Origin of the sequence: Nostoc sp. JL34 (genome assembly GCF_017114945.1) — a bacterium.
Lineage (GTDB): Bacteria > Cyanobacteriota > Cyanobacteriia > Cyanobacteriales > Nostocaceae > Nostoc.
In genome coordinates this window covers 122,933-139,435 of the sequence record NZ_JABXKQ010000032.1, presented here as the reverse complement: position 1 = coordinate 139,435, position 16,503 = coordinate 122,933, and the positions used below count along the sequence as shown (strand labels likewise).

At 44.4% G+C, this 16,503-nt stretch carries 17 protein-coding genes and 1 tRNA gene; 13 read left to right on the top strand and 5 right to left on the bottom strand.

What is annotated here, in order from left to right:
* From atpD to HWQ44_RS05565, 4 genes are all read left to right on the top strand, one after another.
* Positions 1-983 (top strand): F0F1 ATP synthase subunit beta (gene atpD / locus HWQ44_RS05580; RefSeq protein WP_292715970.1); only part of this gene is annotated, 983 nt, incomplete at its 5' end.
* A 146-nt stretch (positions 984-1,129) separates the two neighbouring features.
* Complete coding sequence (gene atpC, locus HWQ44_RS05575; protein ID WP_292715968.1) at positions 1,130-1,543, top strand: ATP synthase F1 subunit epsilon; 414 nt, start codon at positions 1,130-1,132, stop codon at positions 1,541-1,543.
* A gap of 300 nt (positions 1,544-1,843) precedes the next feature.
* A complete protein-coding gene (locus HWQ44_RS05570) occupies positions 1,844-3,949 on the top strand; it encodes a flotillin family protein (protein ID WP_292715965.1) in 2,106 nt (701 codons plus the stop codon).
* Positions 3,950-4,054: 105 nt separating this feature from the next.
* Complete coding sequence (locus HWQ44_RS05565; protein ID WP_292715962.1) at positions 4,055-5,917, top strand: serine/threonine-protein kinase; 1,863 nt, start codon at positions 4,055-4,057, stop codon at positions 5,915-5,917.
* Between the two features lie 10 nt (positions 5,918-5,927).
* On the opposite strand, the gene HWQ44_RS05560 is transcribed toward HWQ44_RS05565, so the two are convergent.
* Complete coding sequence (locus tag HWQ44_RS05560; RefSeq protein WP_094333099.1) at positions 5,928-6,227, bottom strand: 30S ribosomal protein PSRP-3; 300 nt, start codon at positions 6,225-6,227, stop codon at positions 5,928-5,930.
* Positions 6,228-6,364: 137 nt separating this feature from the next.
* On the opposite strand from HWQ44_RS05560, the gene HWQ44_RS05555 reads away from it, so the two are divergent.
* The 4 genes from HWQ44_RS05555 (at position 6,365) to HWQ44_RS05540 (ending at position 9,966) form a co-directional block, all read left to right on the top strand.
* Entirely contained in the window at positions 6,365-6,835 is a 471-nt protein-coding gene (locus HWQ44_RS05555) for a DUF29 domain-containing protein (RefSeq protein ID WP_292715959.1), read from the top strand.
* A 44-nt stretch (positions 6,836-6,879) separates the two neighbouring features.
* A complete protein-coding gene (locus tag HWQ44_RS05550) occupies positions 6,880-7,695 on the top strand; it encodes a TIGR01548 family HAD-type hydrolase (RefSeq protein ID WP_292715957.1) in 816 nt (271 codons plus the stop codon).
* Between the two features lie 74 nt (positions 7,696-7,769).
* On the top strand, positions 7,770-9,158 hold the full coding sequence (locus tag HWQ44_RS05545) for a cytochrome P450 (protein ID WP_292715954.1): 1,389 nt from the start codon (positions 7,770-7,772) through the stop codon (positions 9,156-9,158).
* Between the two features lie 37 nt (positions 9,159-9,195).
* Positions 9,196-9,966, top strand: coding sequence for a phytanoyl-CoA dioxygenase family protein (locus tag HWQ44_RS05540; RefSeq protein WP_292715951.1), 771 nt, complete (start codon positions 9,196-9,198; stop codon positions 9,964-9,966).
* Positions 9,967-10,025: 59 nt separating this feature from the next.
* Here HWQ44_RS05540 and HWQ44_RS05535 read toward each other — a convergent pair whose 3' ends face one another.
* The 3 genes from HWQ44_RS05535 to ruvB form a co-directional block, all read right to left on the bottom strand.
* Entirely contained in the window at positions 10,026-11,297 is a 1,272-nt protein-coding gene (locus tag HWQ44_RS05535; RefSeq protein ID WP_292715948.1) for a glycosyltransferase, read from the bottom strand.
* An 88-nt stretch (positions 11,298-11,385) separates the two neighbouring features.
* The gene (locus tag HWQ44_RS05530) at positions 11,386-12,189 is read right to left on the bottom strand and encodes a tetratricopeptide repeat protein (RefSeq protein ID WP_292715945.1); all 804 of its coding nucleotides are present in this window, start codon (positions 12,187-12,189) and stop codon (positions 11,386-11,388) included.
* A gap of 148 nt (positions 12,190-12,337) precedes the next feature.
* Positions 12,338-13,438 carry a Holliday junction branch migration DNA helicase RuvB gene (gene ruvB / locus HWQ44_RS05525; protein WP_292715942.1) on the bottom strand — a complete coding sequence of 367 codons (1,101 nt, stop codon included), beginning with the start codon at positions 13,436-13,438 and terminating at the stop codon, positions 12,338-12,340.
* Positions 13,439-13,673: 235 nt separating this feature from the next.
* Here ruvB and hisF point away from each other — a divergent pair, with 235 nt between their 5' ends.
* The 3 genes from hisF to HWQ44_RS05510 all read left to right on the top strand — a co-directional run bounded on the left by hisF (position 13,674) and on the right by HWQ44_RS05510 (position 14,908).
* Positions 13,674-14,447 carry an imidazole glycerol phosphate synthase subunit HisF gene (gene hisF / locus HWQ44_RS05520; RefSeq protein WP_292715939.1) on the top strand — a complete coding sequence of 258 codons (774 nt, stop codon included), beginning with the start codon at positions 13,674-13,676 and terminating at the stop codon, positions 14,445-14,447.
* A 99-nt stretch (positions 14,448-14,546) separates the two neighbouring features.
* The gene (locus tag HWQ44_RS05515) at positions 14,547-14,741 is read left to right on the top strand and encodes a hypothetical protein (protein WP_100901219.1); all 195 of its coding nucleotides are present in this window, start codon (positions 14,547-14,549) and stop codon (positions 14,739-14,741) included.
* A 94-nt stretch (positions 14,742-14,835) separates the two neighbouring features.
* Positions 14,836-14,908 (top strand) — tRNA-Ala (locus tag HWQ44_RS05510).
* A 37-nt stretch (positions 14,909-14,945) separates the two neighbouring features.
* Here HWQ44_RS05510 and HWQ44_RS05505 read toward each other — a convergent pair.
* The gene (locus HWQ44_RS05505; protein ID WP_292715934.1) at positions 14,946-15,140 is read right to left on the bottom strand and encodes a hypothetical protein; all 195 of its coding nucleotides are present in this window, start codon (positions 15,138-15,140) and stop codon (positions 14,946-14,948) included.
* Between HWQ44_RS05505 and HWQ44_RS05500 the strand changes: the two genes are divergently transcribed.
* The gene (locus HWQ44_RS05500; RefSeq protein ID WP_292715931.1) at positions 15,140-15,364 is read left to right on the top strand and encodes a hypothetical protein; all 225 of its coding nucleotides are present in this window, start codon (positions 15,140-15,142) and stop codon (positions 15,362-15,364) included. The genes HWQ44_RS05505 and HWQ44_RS05500 overlap by 1 nt on opposite strands.
* 96 nt (positions 15,365-15,460) lie before the next feature.
* Positions 15,461-16,207 carry a GDSL-type esterase/lipase family protein gene (locus tag HWQ44_RS05495; RefSeq protein ID WP_292715928.1) on the top strand — a complete coding sequence of 249 codons (747 nt, stop codon included), beginning with the start codon at positions 15,461-15,463 and terminating at the stop codon, positions 16,205-16,207.
* The last annotated feature ends 296 nt before the right edge of the window (positions 16,208-16,503 follow it).

The following is a 16,503-nucleotide window of genomic DNA, read 5'->3' as shown; positions in this document are numbered from 1 at the left end:
GTAAGATTGGTCTGTTCGGCGGTGCTGGTGTTGGTAAGACCGTGATCATGATGGAATTGATCAACAACATCGCGACTCAGCACGGTGGAGTATCCGTTTTTGCTGGCGTGGGTGAACGCACCCGTGAAGGCAATGACCTCTACAACGAAATGATTGAATCTGGGGTTATCAACAAAGACAACCTCAATGAATCAAAAATTGCTCTAGTCTACGGTCAAATGAACGAACCACCCGGAGCCAGAATGCGGGTTGGTCTATCGGGATTGACAGTAGCAGAATACTTCCGGGATGTAAACAAGCAGGATGTGCTGCTGTTTATTGATAACATTTTCCGGTTTGTACAAGCAGGTTCGGAAGTATCCGCGCTACTAGGTCGGATGCCTTCAGCGGTAGGATATCAGCCCACATTGGGAACCGACGTAGGTGAACTGCAAGAGCGGATTACCTCGACTACCGAGGGTTCGATTACCTCCATTCAAGCAGTGTACGTCCCTGCGGATGACCTCACCGACCCCGCACCTGCTACCACCTTCGCCCACTTGGACGGAACCACAGTACTATCTCGTGGTTTGGCAGCTAAGGGAATTTATCCCGCAGTTGACCCCCTTGGTTCAACTTCCACCATGCTCCAACCCAATATTGTCGGTGACGAACACTACAATACGGCGCGGGCGGTGCAATCAACTCTGCAACGTTATAAAGAACTCCAAGACATTATCGCCATTCTAGGTCTAGATGAATTGTCTGAAGAAGACCGTCTCATCGTAGCGCGGGCCCGGAAAGTTGAGCGTTTCTTGTCTCAGCCGTTCTTTGTGGCAGAAGTATTCACCGGTTCTCCTGGTAAGTACGTGAAGTTGGAAGATACCATCAAAGGGTTCCAAAAAATTCTGTCTGGTGAGTTAGATGCTCTACCAGAACAGGCTTTCTACTTGGTTGGCGATATTAACGAAGCGATCGCCAAAGCTGACAAAATCAAAGGTTAGTCATTAGTCACTTGTACTGAGCGAAGCCGTTGGCGCAGCCTCTCGTAGAGAAGTATTGGTCATTAGTCATTAGTTCAACTGCTAATGACTAATGGCAATTACAAAAGACAAAGGACAAAGGACGAAGGACGAAGGACAAAAGACAAATGACATTAACCGTTCGTGTAATTTCCCCAGATAAAACAGTATGGGATGCCCCAGCTGAAGAAGTCGTTTTGCCTAGCACTACTGGTCAACTAGGTATCCTAACTGGACACGCACCACTTTTGACCGCTTTAGATACTGGTGTCATGCGAGTTCGTGGCGCAAAAAATCAGAATTGGGAAGCGATCGCTCTTTTGGGTGGCTTTGCCGAAGTCGAAGAAAATGAAGTGACAATTCTGGTTAACGGCGCTGAACGTGGCGACAAAATTAACCTTGATGAAGCTCGTACTGCTTACAACCAAGCAGAAGCACGTCTAAGTCAAGTTTCCGCAGACGATCGCCAAGCCCAAATTCAGGCAACCCAAGCCTTCAAACGCGCCCGCGCTCGGTTTCAAGCTGCTGGCGGTTCGGTCTAATTTAAGCTTATATTTCCACTTTGTAGGTTGGATATTGCCCAACCTACAAAATATTTATTAAGAACAACTCAGGAGTCAGATGCCAGAATGGGCTAAACGCCCCGCTACCGCTAACAGTATAAATTCTGTACGGATGCTAAAACTTCATCTCTTTATAGATAGAGTATTCTGAATCCTGAATTCTGAATTTTGACTCCTTATTTATTAATTTTAAAAAAAATTACGTCAAGTTTAAGAAATCGAGGCAAGCTTTGGTGGAGTGTTAAATTAACTAATTAGTTGCCCTTTTGGGCACAAATTATGAAAAGCCTTTCATCTTTGCTTGGTACTCGTAAACAAAATAAGGTAGCTCGTTTTGCAGCATCTATTGTAGCAACGTTAGCACTTGCTGGTAGTATTCACTCTGCCAATGCTACTTCTGTCAAAACAATTACTGCAAAAGAAATTACTTCAACGACTTTCCAGCTAAATCAGACCACACCAAATATTGCTCAGTTACAAACTAGCAGGACTCAATATCAAGCTGCTGGAATTGACCCTGTTGTACTGGTTCCCATTCTACTTGTTGGTGGTTTAGTCATATTTGTCCCCCTATTCTTTGGCGGACTGGTGGTGATTGGCGAACGGGAAGTTGGCATTGTAGTTAGAAAATTTACCCTTTCCGGGCGTGGACTTCCCGCCGGCAGTTTGATTGCCCTCAACGGCGAAGCTGGCTTGCAGGCAGATACTTTAGCTCCTGGTTGGCATTGGGGCTATTGGCCTTGGCAATATTCTGTAAAAAAAGAATCGGTAATTGTCGTTCCCCAAGGGGAAATCGCTTTGATTGTGGCAGCAGATGGCGCATCCAACCCACCAGAGCGGATTTTGGGGAAAATCGTGGGTTGTGACAACTTCCAAGATGCTCGAAAATTCCTCACCCAAGGCGGCGAAAAAGGGCGGCAAATGGGTTTTCTTACGGCTGGTACGTACCGGATAAATACTGCCCTGTTTAAAGTCATCATGGCATCAAATGCCAGCGCTCATGGCATGACTCCAGAACAGCTACGGGTGTATAGTCTGGCATCTGACAAAGTTGGCATCGTTACTACCTTAGATGGTGTACCAATTTCCGCAGGTGAACTCGCAGGCCCCATCATTGAAGAACACAACAACTTCCAAAATGGTCAGAAATTTATTAATGGCGGTGGGCGGCGAGGTTTACAAGAGCAAACTTTACTTTCTGGTTCTTGGAACTTGAATCCTTGGTTTGTCCAGGTTGAACAAGTGCCGATGACCGAAATTCCCATTGGATATGTGGGTGTAGTGATTTCTTTCGTGGGTAAGGCCCATCAAGATGTTAGCGGTGCAGCTTTCACCCACGGTAATTTGGTGAATCAGGGACACAAAGGTGTGTGGGTCGAACCGCTATATCCTGGTAAGCACCCGATTAATTCCCGGATTATGAAGATTGAACTAGTGCCAACGACTAACATCGTCTTAAACTGGTCAGGTCGGACTGAACGCCATAGTTATGATGCTAAACTGGCTTCTTTAACAGTGCGATCGCGTGATGGGTTTGCCTTTGATTTGGAAGTAGCGCAAATTATCCATGTCGGTGCTTTAGATGCTCCGAAGGTAATTTCTCGCGTTGGTGCCATGCAAAATCTGGTAGACCATGTATTAGAACCGACCATTGGGAATTATTTCCGCAACTCAGCCCAAGATTATACTGTACTAGACTTTCTGACTGCTCGAAGCGAACGACAAGCTGAGGCTGCTGAGTATATTAAAACAGCATTACGGGCTTATGACGTACAAGCGATCGACACCCTCATCGGTGATATTCAGCCACCAGCATCGTTAATGCAGACACAGACAGACCGGAAAATTGCCGAAGAAGAACGCAAGACTTATGAAGTCCAGCAAATGGCGCAAACCCAACGACAGCAGCTTGTCCGGGAAACAGCGCTGGCTAATATTCAGCAAGAAATGGTGAAATCGGAGCAAAGTGTGCATATTGCTGACTTGAAAGCTCAAGCCCAAATTAAGCAGGCGAACGGTGAAGCTGAAGGTACAAAACTCCGGGCAATTGCTGAGGCTGAAGGTATCCGAGCCACAGGTAATGCCAAAGCTGAAACCTATCGCGCTGGTGTGGAAGCTTTGGGGCCACAAGGTTATACAGCAATGCAACTGATGCAGATTATCGGTGATCGCAATGTCCGCTTAATTCCAGATGTCTTAGTTGGTAGTAACGGTAGCAATAACGGCTTAGTGGATGGGCTACTATCCATGATTTTATGGAATCAAACTGGTAAGGGTGAATTGACACCAACACCTTTGCATCCACAACCAGTAGTTAACAAAGCACAATCAACCTCAGAAAACGGTTATCCACCGATAGTTGTGAATTTTCCGGGGGATAAGTAACATCAGGAACATGAGAGCGGGGCATAACATTGTTGTGCCCTGACAAAAAACAAACAGTAGTATCTTAATTGTGGGCAAAATGCCCACCTTGTAGGTAGGGAAATTTTGCTTTTACAAGAACGTTATCGTTTACTCAAGCAGATTAGTAAAGGGGGATTCTGTAAAACCTTCCTAGCTGTAGATGAAGGTCAGTTTCCTCCTGTTCCTTGCGTTGTTCAAGAATTATTGCTGGAATCCGAAACATCTAAAACTTTTCAGCAGAAGGCGCAACAGCTAGAAGAATTAGGAAAGCATCCGCAAATTCCTGCCTTATTAAATTATTTTCAGCAGAACGGGCATTTTTATTTAGTGCAGGAGTTTATTGCAGGCACTAATTTAGCTCAAGTGGTTGAAGAAGAAGGTGCTTTTAATGAAACTCAGATTTGGCAACTTTTAGAAGATGTGTTGCCAGTTTTGCAGTTTATTAGCGATCGCAACATTATCCACCGCGATATCAAACCCCAAAATATCATCCGTAGATCCCCAATTACCAAGAAGGGGGATTTTTTCATAGTTGATTTTAGCACTACGAAAATCGTTGCAGAAATTGATCGGCTATCATCTGAAACCAGTATCGGCAGTCCAGAATATGCTGCACCAGAACAAACAAGAGGAAAAGCGGTTTTTGCGAGTGATTTATATAGCTTGGGTGTAACTTGTATTTACTTACTTACCCAAATTTCTCCCTTTGATTTATTTGATATTGCAAATGATTGCTGGGTTTGGCAACAATATCTTTCTACTAAGGTAAGCAATCGCTTGGCGGAAATTCTCGATAAGCTCCTGCAAAATGCTGTGAACCGCCGCTTTCCATCGGCTGATGCAGTTATGCAAGCAATTGGTATCGAATATAAAACTCAAAATTTTAAATTACCAAATCCTCTTTGGCAATGTTTGTATACTCTGAGTGGAGATTCTGGTGTGTTGAGTAGGGTGAATACCATTGCCATTAGCCCTGACAGTCACACTTTAGCCAGTGGTAGTGATGACAAAAACATCAAGTTGTGGGATTTAAATACCCAAAAAGTCCTAGCCAGCTTATCAGGACATTCCCAAGCTGTAAAATCAGTTGCCTTCAATCCTGATGGAAAAATTCTGGCAACTGCTAGCGATGATAAAACTATCAAATTGTGGCAGGTTGAGACATTAAAAGAAATCTGCACGCTCTTGGGACATTCACACGCGGTGAAATCAGTTGCTTTTAGTCCAGATGGGCAGATTCTCGCTAGTGGTAGCTGGGATAAGACAATCAAACTCTGGGATGTAAATACTGGCAAAGAAATTTGCACCATAACTGGACACCAATTACAGGTAAATTCAGTAGCATTTAGTCCCCAAGGACAGCTTTTAGCCAGCGCTAGTTATGACAGAACAATTCGCTTGTGGCAGATACCAACAAGAGGCAGGGGAGCAGGGAGCAGGGGGCAGGGGGATATGAATAGTGCTGAGTTAAAAGACTATCCACAAGGGGCGCAGGACATTACCCCTTTCCCCCTGCCCCCTGCCCCCTTGCCTCTTGTTCAAAACCGCCCATGCTATAGCTTGTTAAGCACCCTTTCGGGTCATGCATGGGCGGTTTTGACAGTCGCTTTTAGTCCCGATGGGAAAATTTTGGCGACGGGTAGTGATGATAACACTATTAAATTGTGGGAGGTAAACACGGGTCAGCTAATTTGCACACTTGTAGGCCATTCTTGGTCTGTGGTGGCTGTGGCTTTTACTGCCGATGGTGAAACGCTCCTAAGTGCAAGTTGCGACAAAACAGTTAAACTTTGGAGGGTAAGCACAGCAGAAGAGATTGTTACTCTCTCTGGTCATGTAGACACAGTATCTGCTGTTGCTGTGAGCAAAGTTACACAATTAATTGCAAGCGGCAGCCGGGACAAGACTATCAAACTGTGGCAGCTTGTAGAACAGGACAATAGCTAATTTTGTAATATCAAGCGCTACCTGTAAAGGCAACTTCTGGAAATTTCAACTGAGCTTCTGCCATTGGACGGTTTCTGCCTTCCTCTTGCCAGTAGTTAATCACTTCTGTTGCTTTGTTAAGCAACTCAACACGATCCAGGTCAGTAATCCAATGTTTGGATTCGAGTTCCTTTTTTAACTCTTCCCAGGCATCATTTCTGGGCCAAAAGAAGTACTTAGTCAAAGGACTGGTGCCTTTGCCTACAACTTGATCGACTGCTAGAGCAACGTTTTCGTCTAACCACAAAATTTTCAAAATAAACTTGGTCAATCACACCTCCGGGAATTTCCGGGCATTACTTAACTAGGATAGCGATCGCTTATTTTAACGCAATACTCTATCAAATGACCAAACTGCGATGAGATTGGGCTAGCATAAGGTGTAGTCGGCGCTAACTAAAGAGGCTTATGACTGCCAAACTGCCCCAATCTCAAACAACATCTGGTTCAGATTTGTATGAGCAAGACTTTTACCTGTGGATTCAAACCACAGCAGAACTACTCAAGCAAGGTCGGCTCACAGAACTAGATTTAGAGAATTTGATTGATGAAATTGAAACAATGGGCAGGAGTGAAAAGCGGGCATTGGAAAGCAATCTGGAAGTGTTGCTGATGCATCTGCTGAAATATCAGATTCAAACTGAAAGGCGCTCAAAAAGTTGGCAGTACACAATTTTGGAACACCGCAGGCGAATCCAAAAGGCACTCAAGGAAAGTCCGAGTTTAAAGCCTCACTTTGATCAGGTTTTCGATGAAAGCTATGAAACTGCTAGACGACTGGCTGTAATAGAAACTGGATTAGCCATCGCTACCTTCCCCGAACAATCTCCCTTCACCCCAGAGCAAGCCCTCGACCCCGATTTTTTACCTGAGTCATAATCTCACGTTTTATGATGATTTAAAACCCTTTTGCTTCCTACCTCATGACTCCACAAACTTCTACAAAGGCGATCATTATTTTCGATATTGATGGCGTTGTGCGCGATGTTAGCGGTTCCTATCGCCGGGCGATCGCAGATACCGTAGAATATTTTACTACCCAAGCATATCGGCCAACCCCACTGGATATTGACCAGCTGAAGTCTGAAGGGGTGTGGAATAACGACTGGGAAGCGTCGCAGGAATTAATTTACCGCTACTTTGAAACCCAAAAACAGAGCCGCGAACAACTGCAACTAGATTACAGTGCGATCGTTGCTTTTTTTCAATCACGTTATCGTGGCTCAGACCCAAATAATTTTACTGGGTATATCTGTAATGAACCTTTATTATTACAACCTAGCTACTTAGAACAACTTACCCAAGCGGGGATTGCTTGGGGATTTTTTAGCGGTGCAACTCGTGCTTCTGCTAACTATGTATTAGAAAAACGCCTGGGCTTGGAATCTCCAGTGTTGATTGCGATGGAAGATGCACCAGGTAAACCTGACCCTACTGGACTTTTCGCCACAGTTCGTGAGTTAGATAATGAAATTGAGGAAAGATTAGCTGTAGTTTATGTGGGAGATACGGTAGCAGATATGTATACCGTCGAGAAAGCGCGGCGTTTAGATTCTGCTCGTCCTTGGATTGGAGTAGGGGTTTTACCGCCCCACGTCCAGGAAACAGCACCGCGTAGTGATGCTTATGCTGAGACACTAATAGCAGCAGGAGCAGCGGTAGTTTTGCGTAATGTGCAGGAATTAACCCCAAGGCAGATTCAAGATTTGGTAAGTTCATCTGCCCAATCTGTGGTCTAAGATAAATCAAGCTACGGGTGCATAAATGACTGACTGATAACAATCTTGCTTTAATCATTGGGAGATTAATAGAAATGTCTGCACTTAAACTGCCTAATGGCCCTCAAACTCACCCCTGGGTACAGACGTATCAGTGGCTGACTAATCCCTTAGAATACATGGAAGCCTGTGCTAAACGCTATGGTGATATCTTCACTCTTCGGATTGGCCCTGTTTTTAGTCCTCAAGTATTTATTAGCAATCCCCAGGCGATTCAGCAGATTTTTAGCACAGATCCAAAACAGTTAGACTCTGGTGCGTCGGCGGGTATTAAAGCGCCTTTGTTAGGAGATCAATCACTACTAGCTTTAGAAGGTAAGCCTCACCAACGCCAACGAAAGTTGTTGACACCTCCTTTACATGGAGAAAGAATGCTGGCTTATGGTCAGTTAACCCGTGACATCACAGAGAAAGTAATTAGTCAATGGCAAATTGGGGAATCCTTTGCAGTGTTGCCATCTATGCAAGAAATCTCCTTAGAGGTGATTTTGAGAGCTGTATTTGGTCTAGTAGATGGGCCACGTTATGAAAAACTCAAGGAAGTGCTACTGGAAATCCTGAATCCCAAGCAACCTTTCGTTACAGCAATGATGTTTCTTTTCCCATCACTGCAACGAGATTTAGGTTCTTGGAGTCCTTGGGGAAAATTTCTGAATTTCCGAGAGCAAATTGATGAACTTATATATGCTGAGATTCAAGAACGCAAACAGCAACCTGACCCATCTCGAACTGATATCCTATCTTTGATGATGGCAACTCGTGATGAAGATGGGCAGTCAATGACGGATGTAGAGTTACGCGATGAGTTAATTACCCTCTTGGTGGCTGGTCACGAGACAACGGCGACTTCCTTAACATGGGCTTTGTATTGGATTCACCATTTGCCACAGGTGCGTGAAAAACTACTGCAAGAAATAGATAGCTTGGGTAAAGACCCCGACCCAAATGCTATTTTACGCTTGCCCTATTTGAGTGCTGTTTGTTCAGAAACTCTGCGTTTATATCCAGTGGCAATGTTGGCATTAAATCGCTTGGTTAAATCTCCTTTAGAAATCATGGGTTATCAGTTGAATCCTGGTACTCTGGTAATTCCTTGCATTTATTTAACCCATCATCGAGAAGATTTATATCCGCAGTCGAAGCAATTTAAACCAGAGCGTTTTCTAGAACGGCAATTTACCCCTTCTGAATATTTACCTTTTGGTGGCGGGAACCGTCGCTGTATTGGTATGGCATTTGCAGTGTTTGAGATGAAGGTAGTTTTGGCAACAGTGCTATCTCACTGGCAGATGGAATTAGCTGATAGCAAACCAGTGCAGCCAGCGCGGAAGGGGGCGCTATTGGGGCCAGGAGGAGGTGTACAGATGATTGTTACCGGGAAGCGTGAGCAAAATCAGGCAGTTCGGGAAACTAGTTTGGTTTAGAAAGTTTGAGAATGCGATCGCCAGGGAGGCATTTACCATGAAAGATGTTGCAAATCTAGTAGATGAAATTATTACAGGAAAAGGTTATGTCCTGATTCCTGAAGTGTTAAATATGACACAGGCACTGGAAGCGCGATCGCTTGTTCTCCAACTAGCCGAGAAGGAGAAACTGCAAGGAAAAGTTTTGCTTGACGACCAAAGAGAACGAGTCTATGGCTTAATCTACAAAGGCGAAATTTTCGAGTTGATGGTGCAGCATCCAACAGTGATCGCAGTCATTGAAGCCATTTTGGGTAGTGATGTAACTCTCGGTGGTTTTTCGGCTCATATCCTCAACCCTGGTGCAATAAATATGGGGGTACACGTAGACTATCCTTATTGGACTATGAAGCCGCCATTTCCAGCTTATCCTGTGATGGAGATTCAAGTAATTTGGCTGGTTGAAGATTTCACGCAGGAGAATGGTGCCCCTATTTTTGCTCCAGATAGTCAGAAGCTTTGCAGCCCACCTGACTTAGTGCAATTTTCAAAAACGGGTGAGAAAGTAACTGGCAAGGCTGGTTCTGTGGTGATCTCCCACGGTCTTTGTTGGCATGATACCTCTGTTAATTCTACTGACCAGCCAAGAGTTTCAATCCTTGGTAACTATGCTCCTAAGTATGTTCGTCCCCTCGAAAACCCTTTGTATGATATGCAGCAGGAGATTTTAGATCGTGCCAGCCCTAAACTAAAACAGTTACTAGGATTTGAATTTAAGTCGGCTCTTTTTCAAGATGTCCAGAAAATCCGTTCTGGAAATTGGAATTAAATGGCCATCAGCTACAGAATAGATCATCCTGCCCACATGAAAGCTATTCATTGCCATGTTTAAGCTAAGACAGGCTTTCCTGTAAATATTACTTGTTCAATAATATCAGCGGCCCGACCAACCCCTCCTGCTTTTTGAATCGCCTGTTGTAACCTAACTGCATTCTTCTTATATGAATCTTCCGTTAGCACCTTTTCTATAGCAGTTCGCAATCGGGGAACATTCAATCGAGCTAGGGGAATCATTTCACCAGCACCAGCCCAAACTAAACGTGCTGCTACACCTGGTTGATCGTTGGTAATTGGTATTGCCACCATCGGCACCGCATTACTCAAAGATTCCAAAGTGGTATTCATGCCAGCATGGGTAACGGTGAGAGTAGCTTTTTGCAGCAATTCCAGTTGGGGTGCATAACCAACAACCAGCGGATTTCCGGGCAGCCCTTGCAGAGACTCTGGAGTTGCAGAACCACCTAAAGAAATAACTAATTGAGCATCTAACTCTTGACAAGCTTCGGCAAAAAATTTGAAAATTTTCAATAGGCGATTTTGTACAGTTCCCATTGAAGCGTAAATTAACGGTTGCCCAGTCAAATTTTCAAAGGGGAAAGATACGGGTTCCCTAGTGACTGTGTTATGGTATGGCCCTGTGAAATGGAAACTTTTGGGTAAATTCTTCCTTGGAAATTCCAACTCGGCAGGCTGTTGGCTGATCTGAGCTAGTTGAGAATAGTAGTCGTTGACACCAAAATGAGGGGCTAACTTCCATTCTCGCCGATATTCATCTATGACCTCCCGGATTGGTTGCCTAACATAGTTTAACAACTCATAACCTGCTCTGTTGCGTAACAATGCCCACCAGGTAGAGCTATAGCTCCAAGATGTGTTAAAAGGTGGAACGCTGAGATCCCGATTAATCATCATGGCGTTGCACACGCTGACAAAGGGGATGCCTAAGAACTCTGCAATTGTTCCTCCTTCGGGTGAAACCTGGTCTACTAGCAGTGCCTCTACCCCAGCTTCTTTAAGGGCTTGTGGAGCTTCCCTAAGAAACATAGCTGCCATGTTCTGTATCCAAGCTATCGTATACCGCAGGGCAGCTAATCCACTAAGTTCTCCTAATTGACCAAACAATTGCGCCATCACTCCACGGGGAAACTCAGACTCGCCAATTGCCCAAAATTCTAATCCAGCCGCTAGTGTCTTAGATTGAGCGTCAAGTATACCGAATAGGGTGACACGATGACCACGTTTTTTAAGTTCGTACCCTAGCGTGGTCATAGGGTTGAGATGACCAGTTGCTGCTGGGCAAATCAGTCCAAAATGAGTCATAGTTCCTGCTTCTGCTTATTTACAATGATGTATACCAGAAAACAGGTAGATAGGCAAAGAAAAGAAATTATTGCTGAGTTAGAAGTGCCTACTGGATTTTCAAGAACTTATCCAAAGCTGTAACTAGGCTGGGAGGCCAACGGCGGATATTTTTTACCCAATCAATATCCTTATAGCGGCTATCAAGTCCATAAGCTGCTACCCAGTTGCTTTCGGCTTCACCCTGTTCTCCATTTACCCAATATGCAGCAGTGAGGGCGGCACGCACATCAGCAAATTTGGAGTATTTACGAGCGATATTTCGCATTTCGCGGATTGCTTGCTCTTTTTGACCAGTTTCATAAAGAGCAAGGGCGTAGTTAGCACGGGCGAAGGCAAAATTCGGGGCTATCTCATTAGATTTTTTGTAATCTGCGATCGCCTCTGACCATTTTCCCAAACCGGCTGTAGCATTACCGCGATTGTTATACGCCATCGCATCATTAGGATCGAGTTCTAAAACATGATTATAATCTGCGATCGCATCGTCCCATTTTCCCAACCCTTCTAACGCCGCCCCCCGATTCAAATAAGGATCGGTAACATTCGGCGCTAGTTCTATGGCTTTGTTATAATCTGCCAATGCCTCTGGCAATTTGTTCTGACTCACCCGCGAATTTCCCCGGTTACTCCACGCCCCGGCATTAGTTGGAAATTGCTCAATAATCTTTGTCCAGTAAGTTTCAGCCGTCGCAAAATCACCTTGATTCGTCGCTACAAACGCTTGATTGGCCCACTCATCGCCTTGCTTTAACTGTTCTTGAGTAATGGGCGCTTGAGATTCTGCCATGACTGGAGTACCCCAGCCAAATACAATTAACAGACTGAGAAAAATACCAATCAACTTAATCATCTAGGTTTACCTAATTTGTAATTTGTCATTTGTCATTGAGCATGGGGCATGGGGCAGAGGAATGGAGTTCAAAGCCTCTTTAATGGAGTTCAAAGACTCATCATTTACGAGTATCAATGCCCAATGCCCAATGCCCAATTTCCTATAATTACAATAATGACAACTGTTCATTAGGCGGCGTGAATCCCAAATGCTTATATGCTGCCTTTGTCGCCATTCTGCCACGATGAGTTCTAGTTAAATACCCAATCTGCATCAGGTAAGGTTCGTATACTTCTTCAATTGTTTGAGTATCTTCACCTGTCGCTGCTGCCATTGTTTCTAACCCCACTGGCCCGCCATTAAATTGTTCAATTATTACACTCAGCATCTGGCGATCTGTCCAATCTAAACCACAAGGATCTACTTGGAATAGTTGCAATGCCTCGGATGCAATGTTTTCATTAATCTCCCCAGACATTTTTACTTCCGCATAATCACGCACCCGCTTCAGTAACCTATTAGCAATCCGTGGCGTTCCGCGTGAGCGACGGGCAATTTCTGTGGCACCATCTTCTGTAACAGGGGTTTTGAGTAATTGAGCGGTTCGCAGTACAATTTTAGTCAGTTCGTCAACTTCGTAAAATCGCAGTTTTTGAATCAAACCGAAGCGATCGCGTAGTGGTGAAGTTAAAGCACCCACACGGGTTGTAGCTCCCACTAAGGTAAACTTTGACAGCGGCAAACTTCTGATCCGAGCGCTGGAACCCTTACCAATAGTAATATCTAAGCGATAATCTTCCATTGCTGGATAGAGAATTTCCTCCGTCATCCGCGAGAGGCGATGAATTTCATCCACAAATAAGATATCCCCTGGCTTGAGGTTCACTAGTAGCCCAACAATATCTCGTGGACGTTCTAAGGCTGGCGCACTGGTAATTTTGTAATTTACCCCCATTTCCGATGCTAAAATCATTGCCATTGTGGTTTTGCCCAATCCTGGCGGCCCATACAGCAGCAAGTGATCCAGTACCTCACCACGAGACTTAGCTGCTTTAATGGCAATATCTAGCACATCCTTTAAATCTTTTTGCCCAATGTAATCAGCAAATCGGTGTGGCCGAATACCTTCTTCTTGCTGTTCTTGCTCATCAATAGCAGCTTCAGGCTTCAAAATATTTTCTGTGGATGGTGCTTTCGCCGACTCTCGACGTTGCTTTGGTTCTCCGTTGGGTTCTGGAGGCTGTTTTTTCGAGGAGATTATCGCCATAATTCAGCTATCTATTTTTAAGGGACTAGGGAGTGAGGGAGGCAGGGGAGCAGGGGAGGCAGAGGGGCAGGGGAGCAAGGGTGACAAAAGTTAGACCCTTGTCCCCAATTCTCCTTGTCCCCTTGTCCTCTTCACCATTCCCCATACCTAATACCGTGAAAATTTTCGTTTGAGAATACCCGCGCCAATTTAAAATTTAAATTCCGGTCATTTACCCAGAAGTACAAAAGTTATTATGTTATCTAAAAGAATCTTACCGTGCTTAGATGTGAAGGCGGGACGGGTTGTAAAAGGAGTTAACTTTGTTAATCTCCAAGATGCAGGCGATCCGGTAGAGCTGGCAAAGGTTTACAACGAAGCCGGTGCTGATGAGTTAGTATTTCTGGATATTACAGCTACTCATGAAGACCGAGCTACAATTTTAGATGTGGTCTACCGGACTGCTGAACAGGTCTTTATTCCATTGACTGTGGGTGGTGGCATTCAATCCTTAGAAAATGTTAAAGCTTTGTTACGAGCCGGCGCAGATAAGGTTAGTATTAATTCTGCGGCAGTGCGTGATCCAGACTTGATTAATCGGGCCAGCGATCGCTTTGGTAATCAGTGCATAGTTGTTGCTATTGATGCCAGACGCAGAAATAACCCGGAAAATCCAGGTTGGGATGTGTATGTGCGGGGTGGCAGGGAAAATACAGGCTTAGATGCCCTACTTTGGGCACAAGAAGTTGAAAAACGGGGGGCCGGAGAACTGCTAGTCACAAGTATGGATGCTGATGGAACCCAAGCAGGGTATGACATCGAGATCACACGGGCAATTGCTAACGCTGTAGAAATTCCAGTCATTGCTTCTGGCGGTGCAGGTAATTGTGAACATATCTACACTGCCCTAACTGAAGGCAAAGCTGAAGCCGCATTACTCGCGTCACTGTTACATTACGGACAATTAAGCGTAGCAGAAATTAAAAATTACTTGCGCGATCGCAATGTGCCAGTAAGAATACTCTCCTGATCCACGATTTAGCATTTAATGACATCCATCTGAGGTTAGACACACTTGCTTAAAAGGGTGTTAATATTATTTTACAAGTATTAACAAATATTAAGAAATATGTTGCTTCCTATTTTACTTTTTGATGTAGCCCTGGTAGCGTGGTCGCTGCACTTAATGGAAAGAGCCTACGAGAGTAAAGAATTTTCTCTCATGTTAGCTGGTACATTGGTTGCTCTGGCTGCTGCTGCTATGTTAGTAGTTTACTTTCTGATGGGGCACTGTATGACCTATTTGTTGCAAGTGTCTTTGTAAGTGCTGAGTGGCAGAGAAGATATTTAAAATTTATTTTCCAGAAAAAGCTTGACAAAGTACTAATAATTAAGCGACTATGTATAATGGATTTTAAGGGGTTATAGCGCAGTTGGTAGCGCACCTCAATGGCATTGAGGGGGTCAGCGGTTCGAATCCGCTTAGCTCCATTCTTCACACCCTAATCTTCTCTGTTAATGAAGAAGGTTAGGGATATTTTTTAGAGGGTTTTATTTGTTGTCTACCTAGCCAGTCTCGAAAGTTGGAATGATAGAGACTGTAATGGGTTTCGGAGGCAATTTGTTGTAGCTGTAAGAACTCCAGCCAATTTTCTAGCACTTCCTCAACTTCATACTCATCAGTATTAATAATCCGGGCGAAACCTGCGGCGGGTTGCGCCAATGCTTTCACTGATTGATGATATTGCTTTTTGCTGCTGGATTAAGACAAGAGGCTCAACGTTCACCCTCAAAGGCTCAACTGCGGCAATATTAACTTTGCAACCATATCAACAAGTAGAAACCCCATATCATGTTCGGGTAAAGACTTATCATTTAGACCGCAGGGGGCAGGGAGAAAGAGGTTTTCCTGATTTTTGCACGGATGCGGTAATCATAAGTAATTAACCGGACTTGATATCATATATGCTTGGACACTAAAGATAGCCATCTATGGTATAGAAATGTATAGAATCTTGTAAAGATATAAAATATAGTTGTTAAATGCACACATTTCTAGCTTCTTCCTCAATGCAGCTGTCTGTACCACCAAATCACTTTCAGCCTATGAAGATTGTCGCACTGGGGGACAGCTTAATTTATGGATTCGGTGACCCGGAAAAAGGAGGCTGGATCGAGCAACTACGGCGATGGTGGATGTTGCCGGATAGTGCTGGTCATGTTCTTTATAATTTAGGGGTAAGAGGCGATCGCACGCAACAAGTAGCACAAAGGCTAGAAGTTGAATTTCGCCACCGGGGTGAACTGCGAAATCGCGTTCCCGACTTGATTATTTTATCAGTAGGCGTGAATGACTCAGCGCGGTTGGCGCGTCCTGATGGCCGAAGTTACACAGATTTTACCGTATTTGAAAAGGAAATTGCGTCTCTGCTAAATTTAGCCCAGCAACTCTGTCCTGTGTTATTTGTGGGCATGGTGCCAGTCGATGAAGCCAAGATGCCATTTCTAGATTGCTTTTACTATAATCATGCCGAGCAGTACCGCTACAAAGAAGCAACTCGAATTGCTTGCACAAAACGGCAGATTCCCTATTTGGATATTTTTGAACAGTGGATGGGACGCGGTGAAAGTTGGCGGCTAAAACGCTTGAGTGAAGATGGTCTTCATCCCAACACACTAGGTTATCAAGCTTTGTTAGAGGATGTAATCAATTGGGATGCAATAACTTCAGTGGGCAAAGCCCACGCAACTTACCATTCTCAATTTGATTATCACCTTAAACCATCCTAATAATATAAATGTATTGGTACTTTGGGGTGAGCTTAAAGATGTTTGAAAATTATTGGGCGAATAGAATGACTCTGTTGGCGAATTGCGTAGGCGCAGCCCACCGTAGGTATCGCTATCCTCAAAAGCTTGAGATGTCGTAGCGTCTCACCCCAGAAATTGCGGTTTACATGAATTTGCCAACAGTCTCATAGAATTCGCTACTACACAAACCAAGTCCACCTCCGGGGACTAAGAGAAAATTAAGGATTTCAAACCCACGTAGGTGGGTTTTGTCTGTATAGCCGTGACTTCTAGTC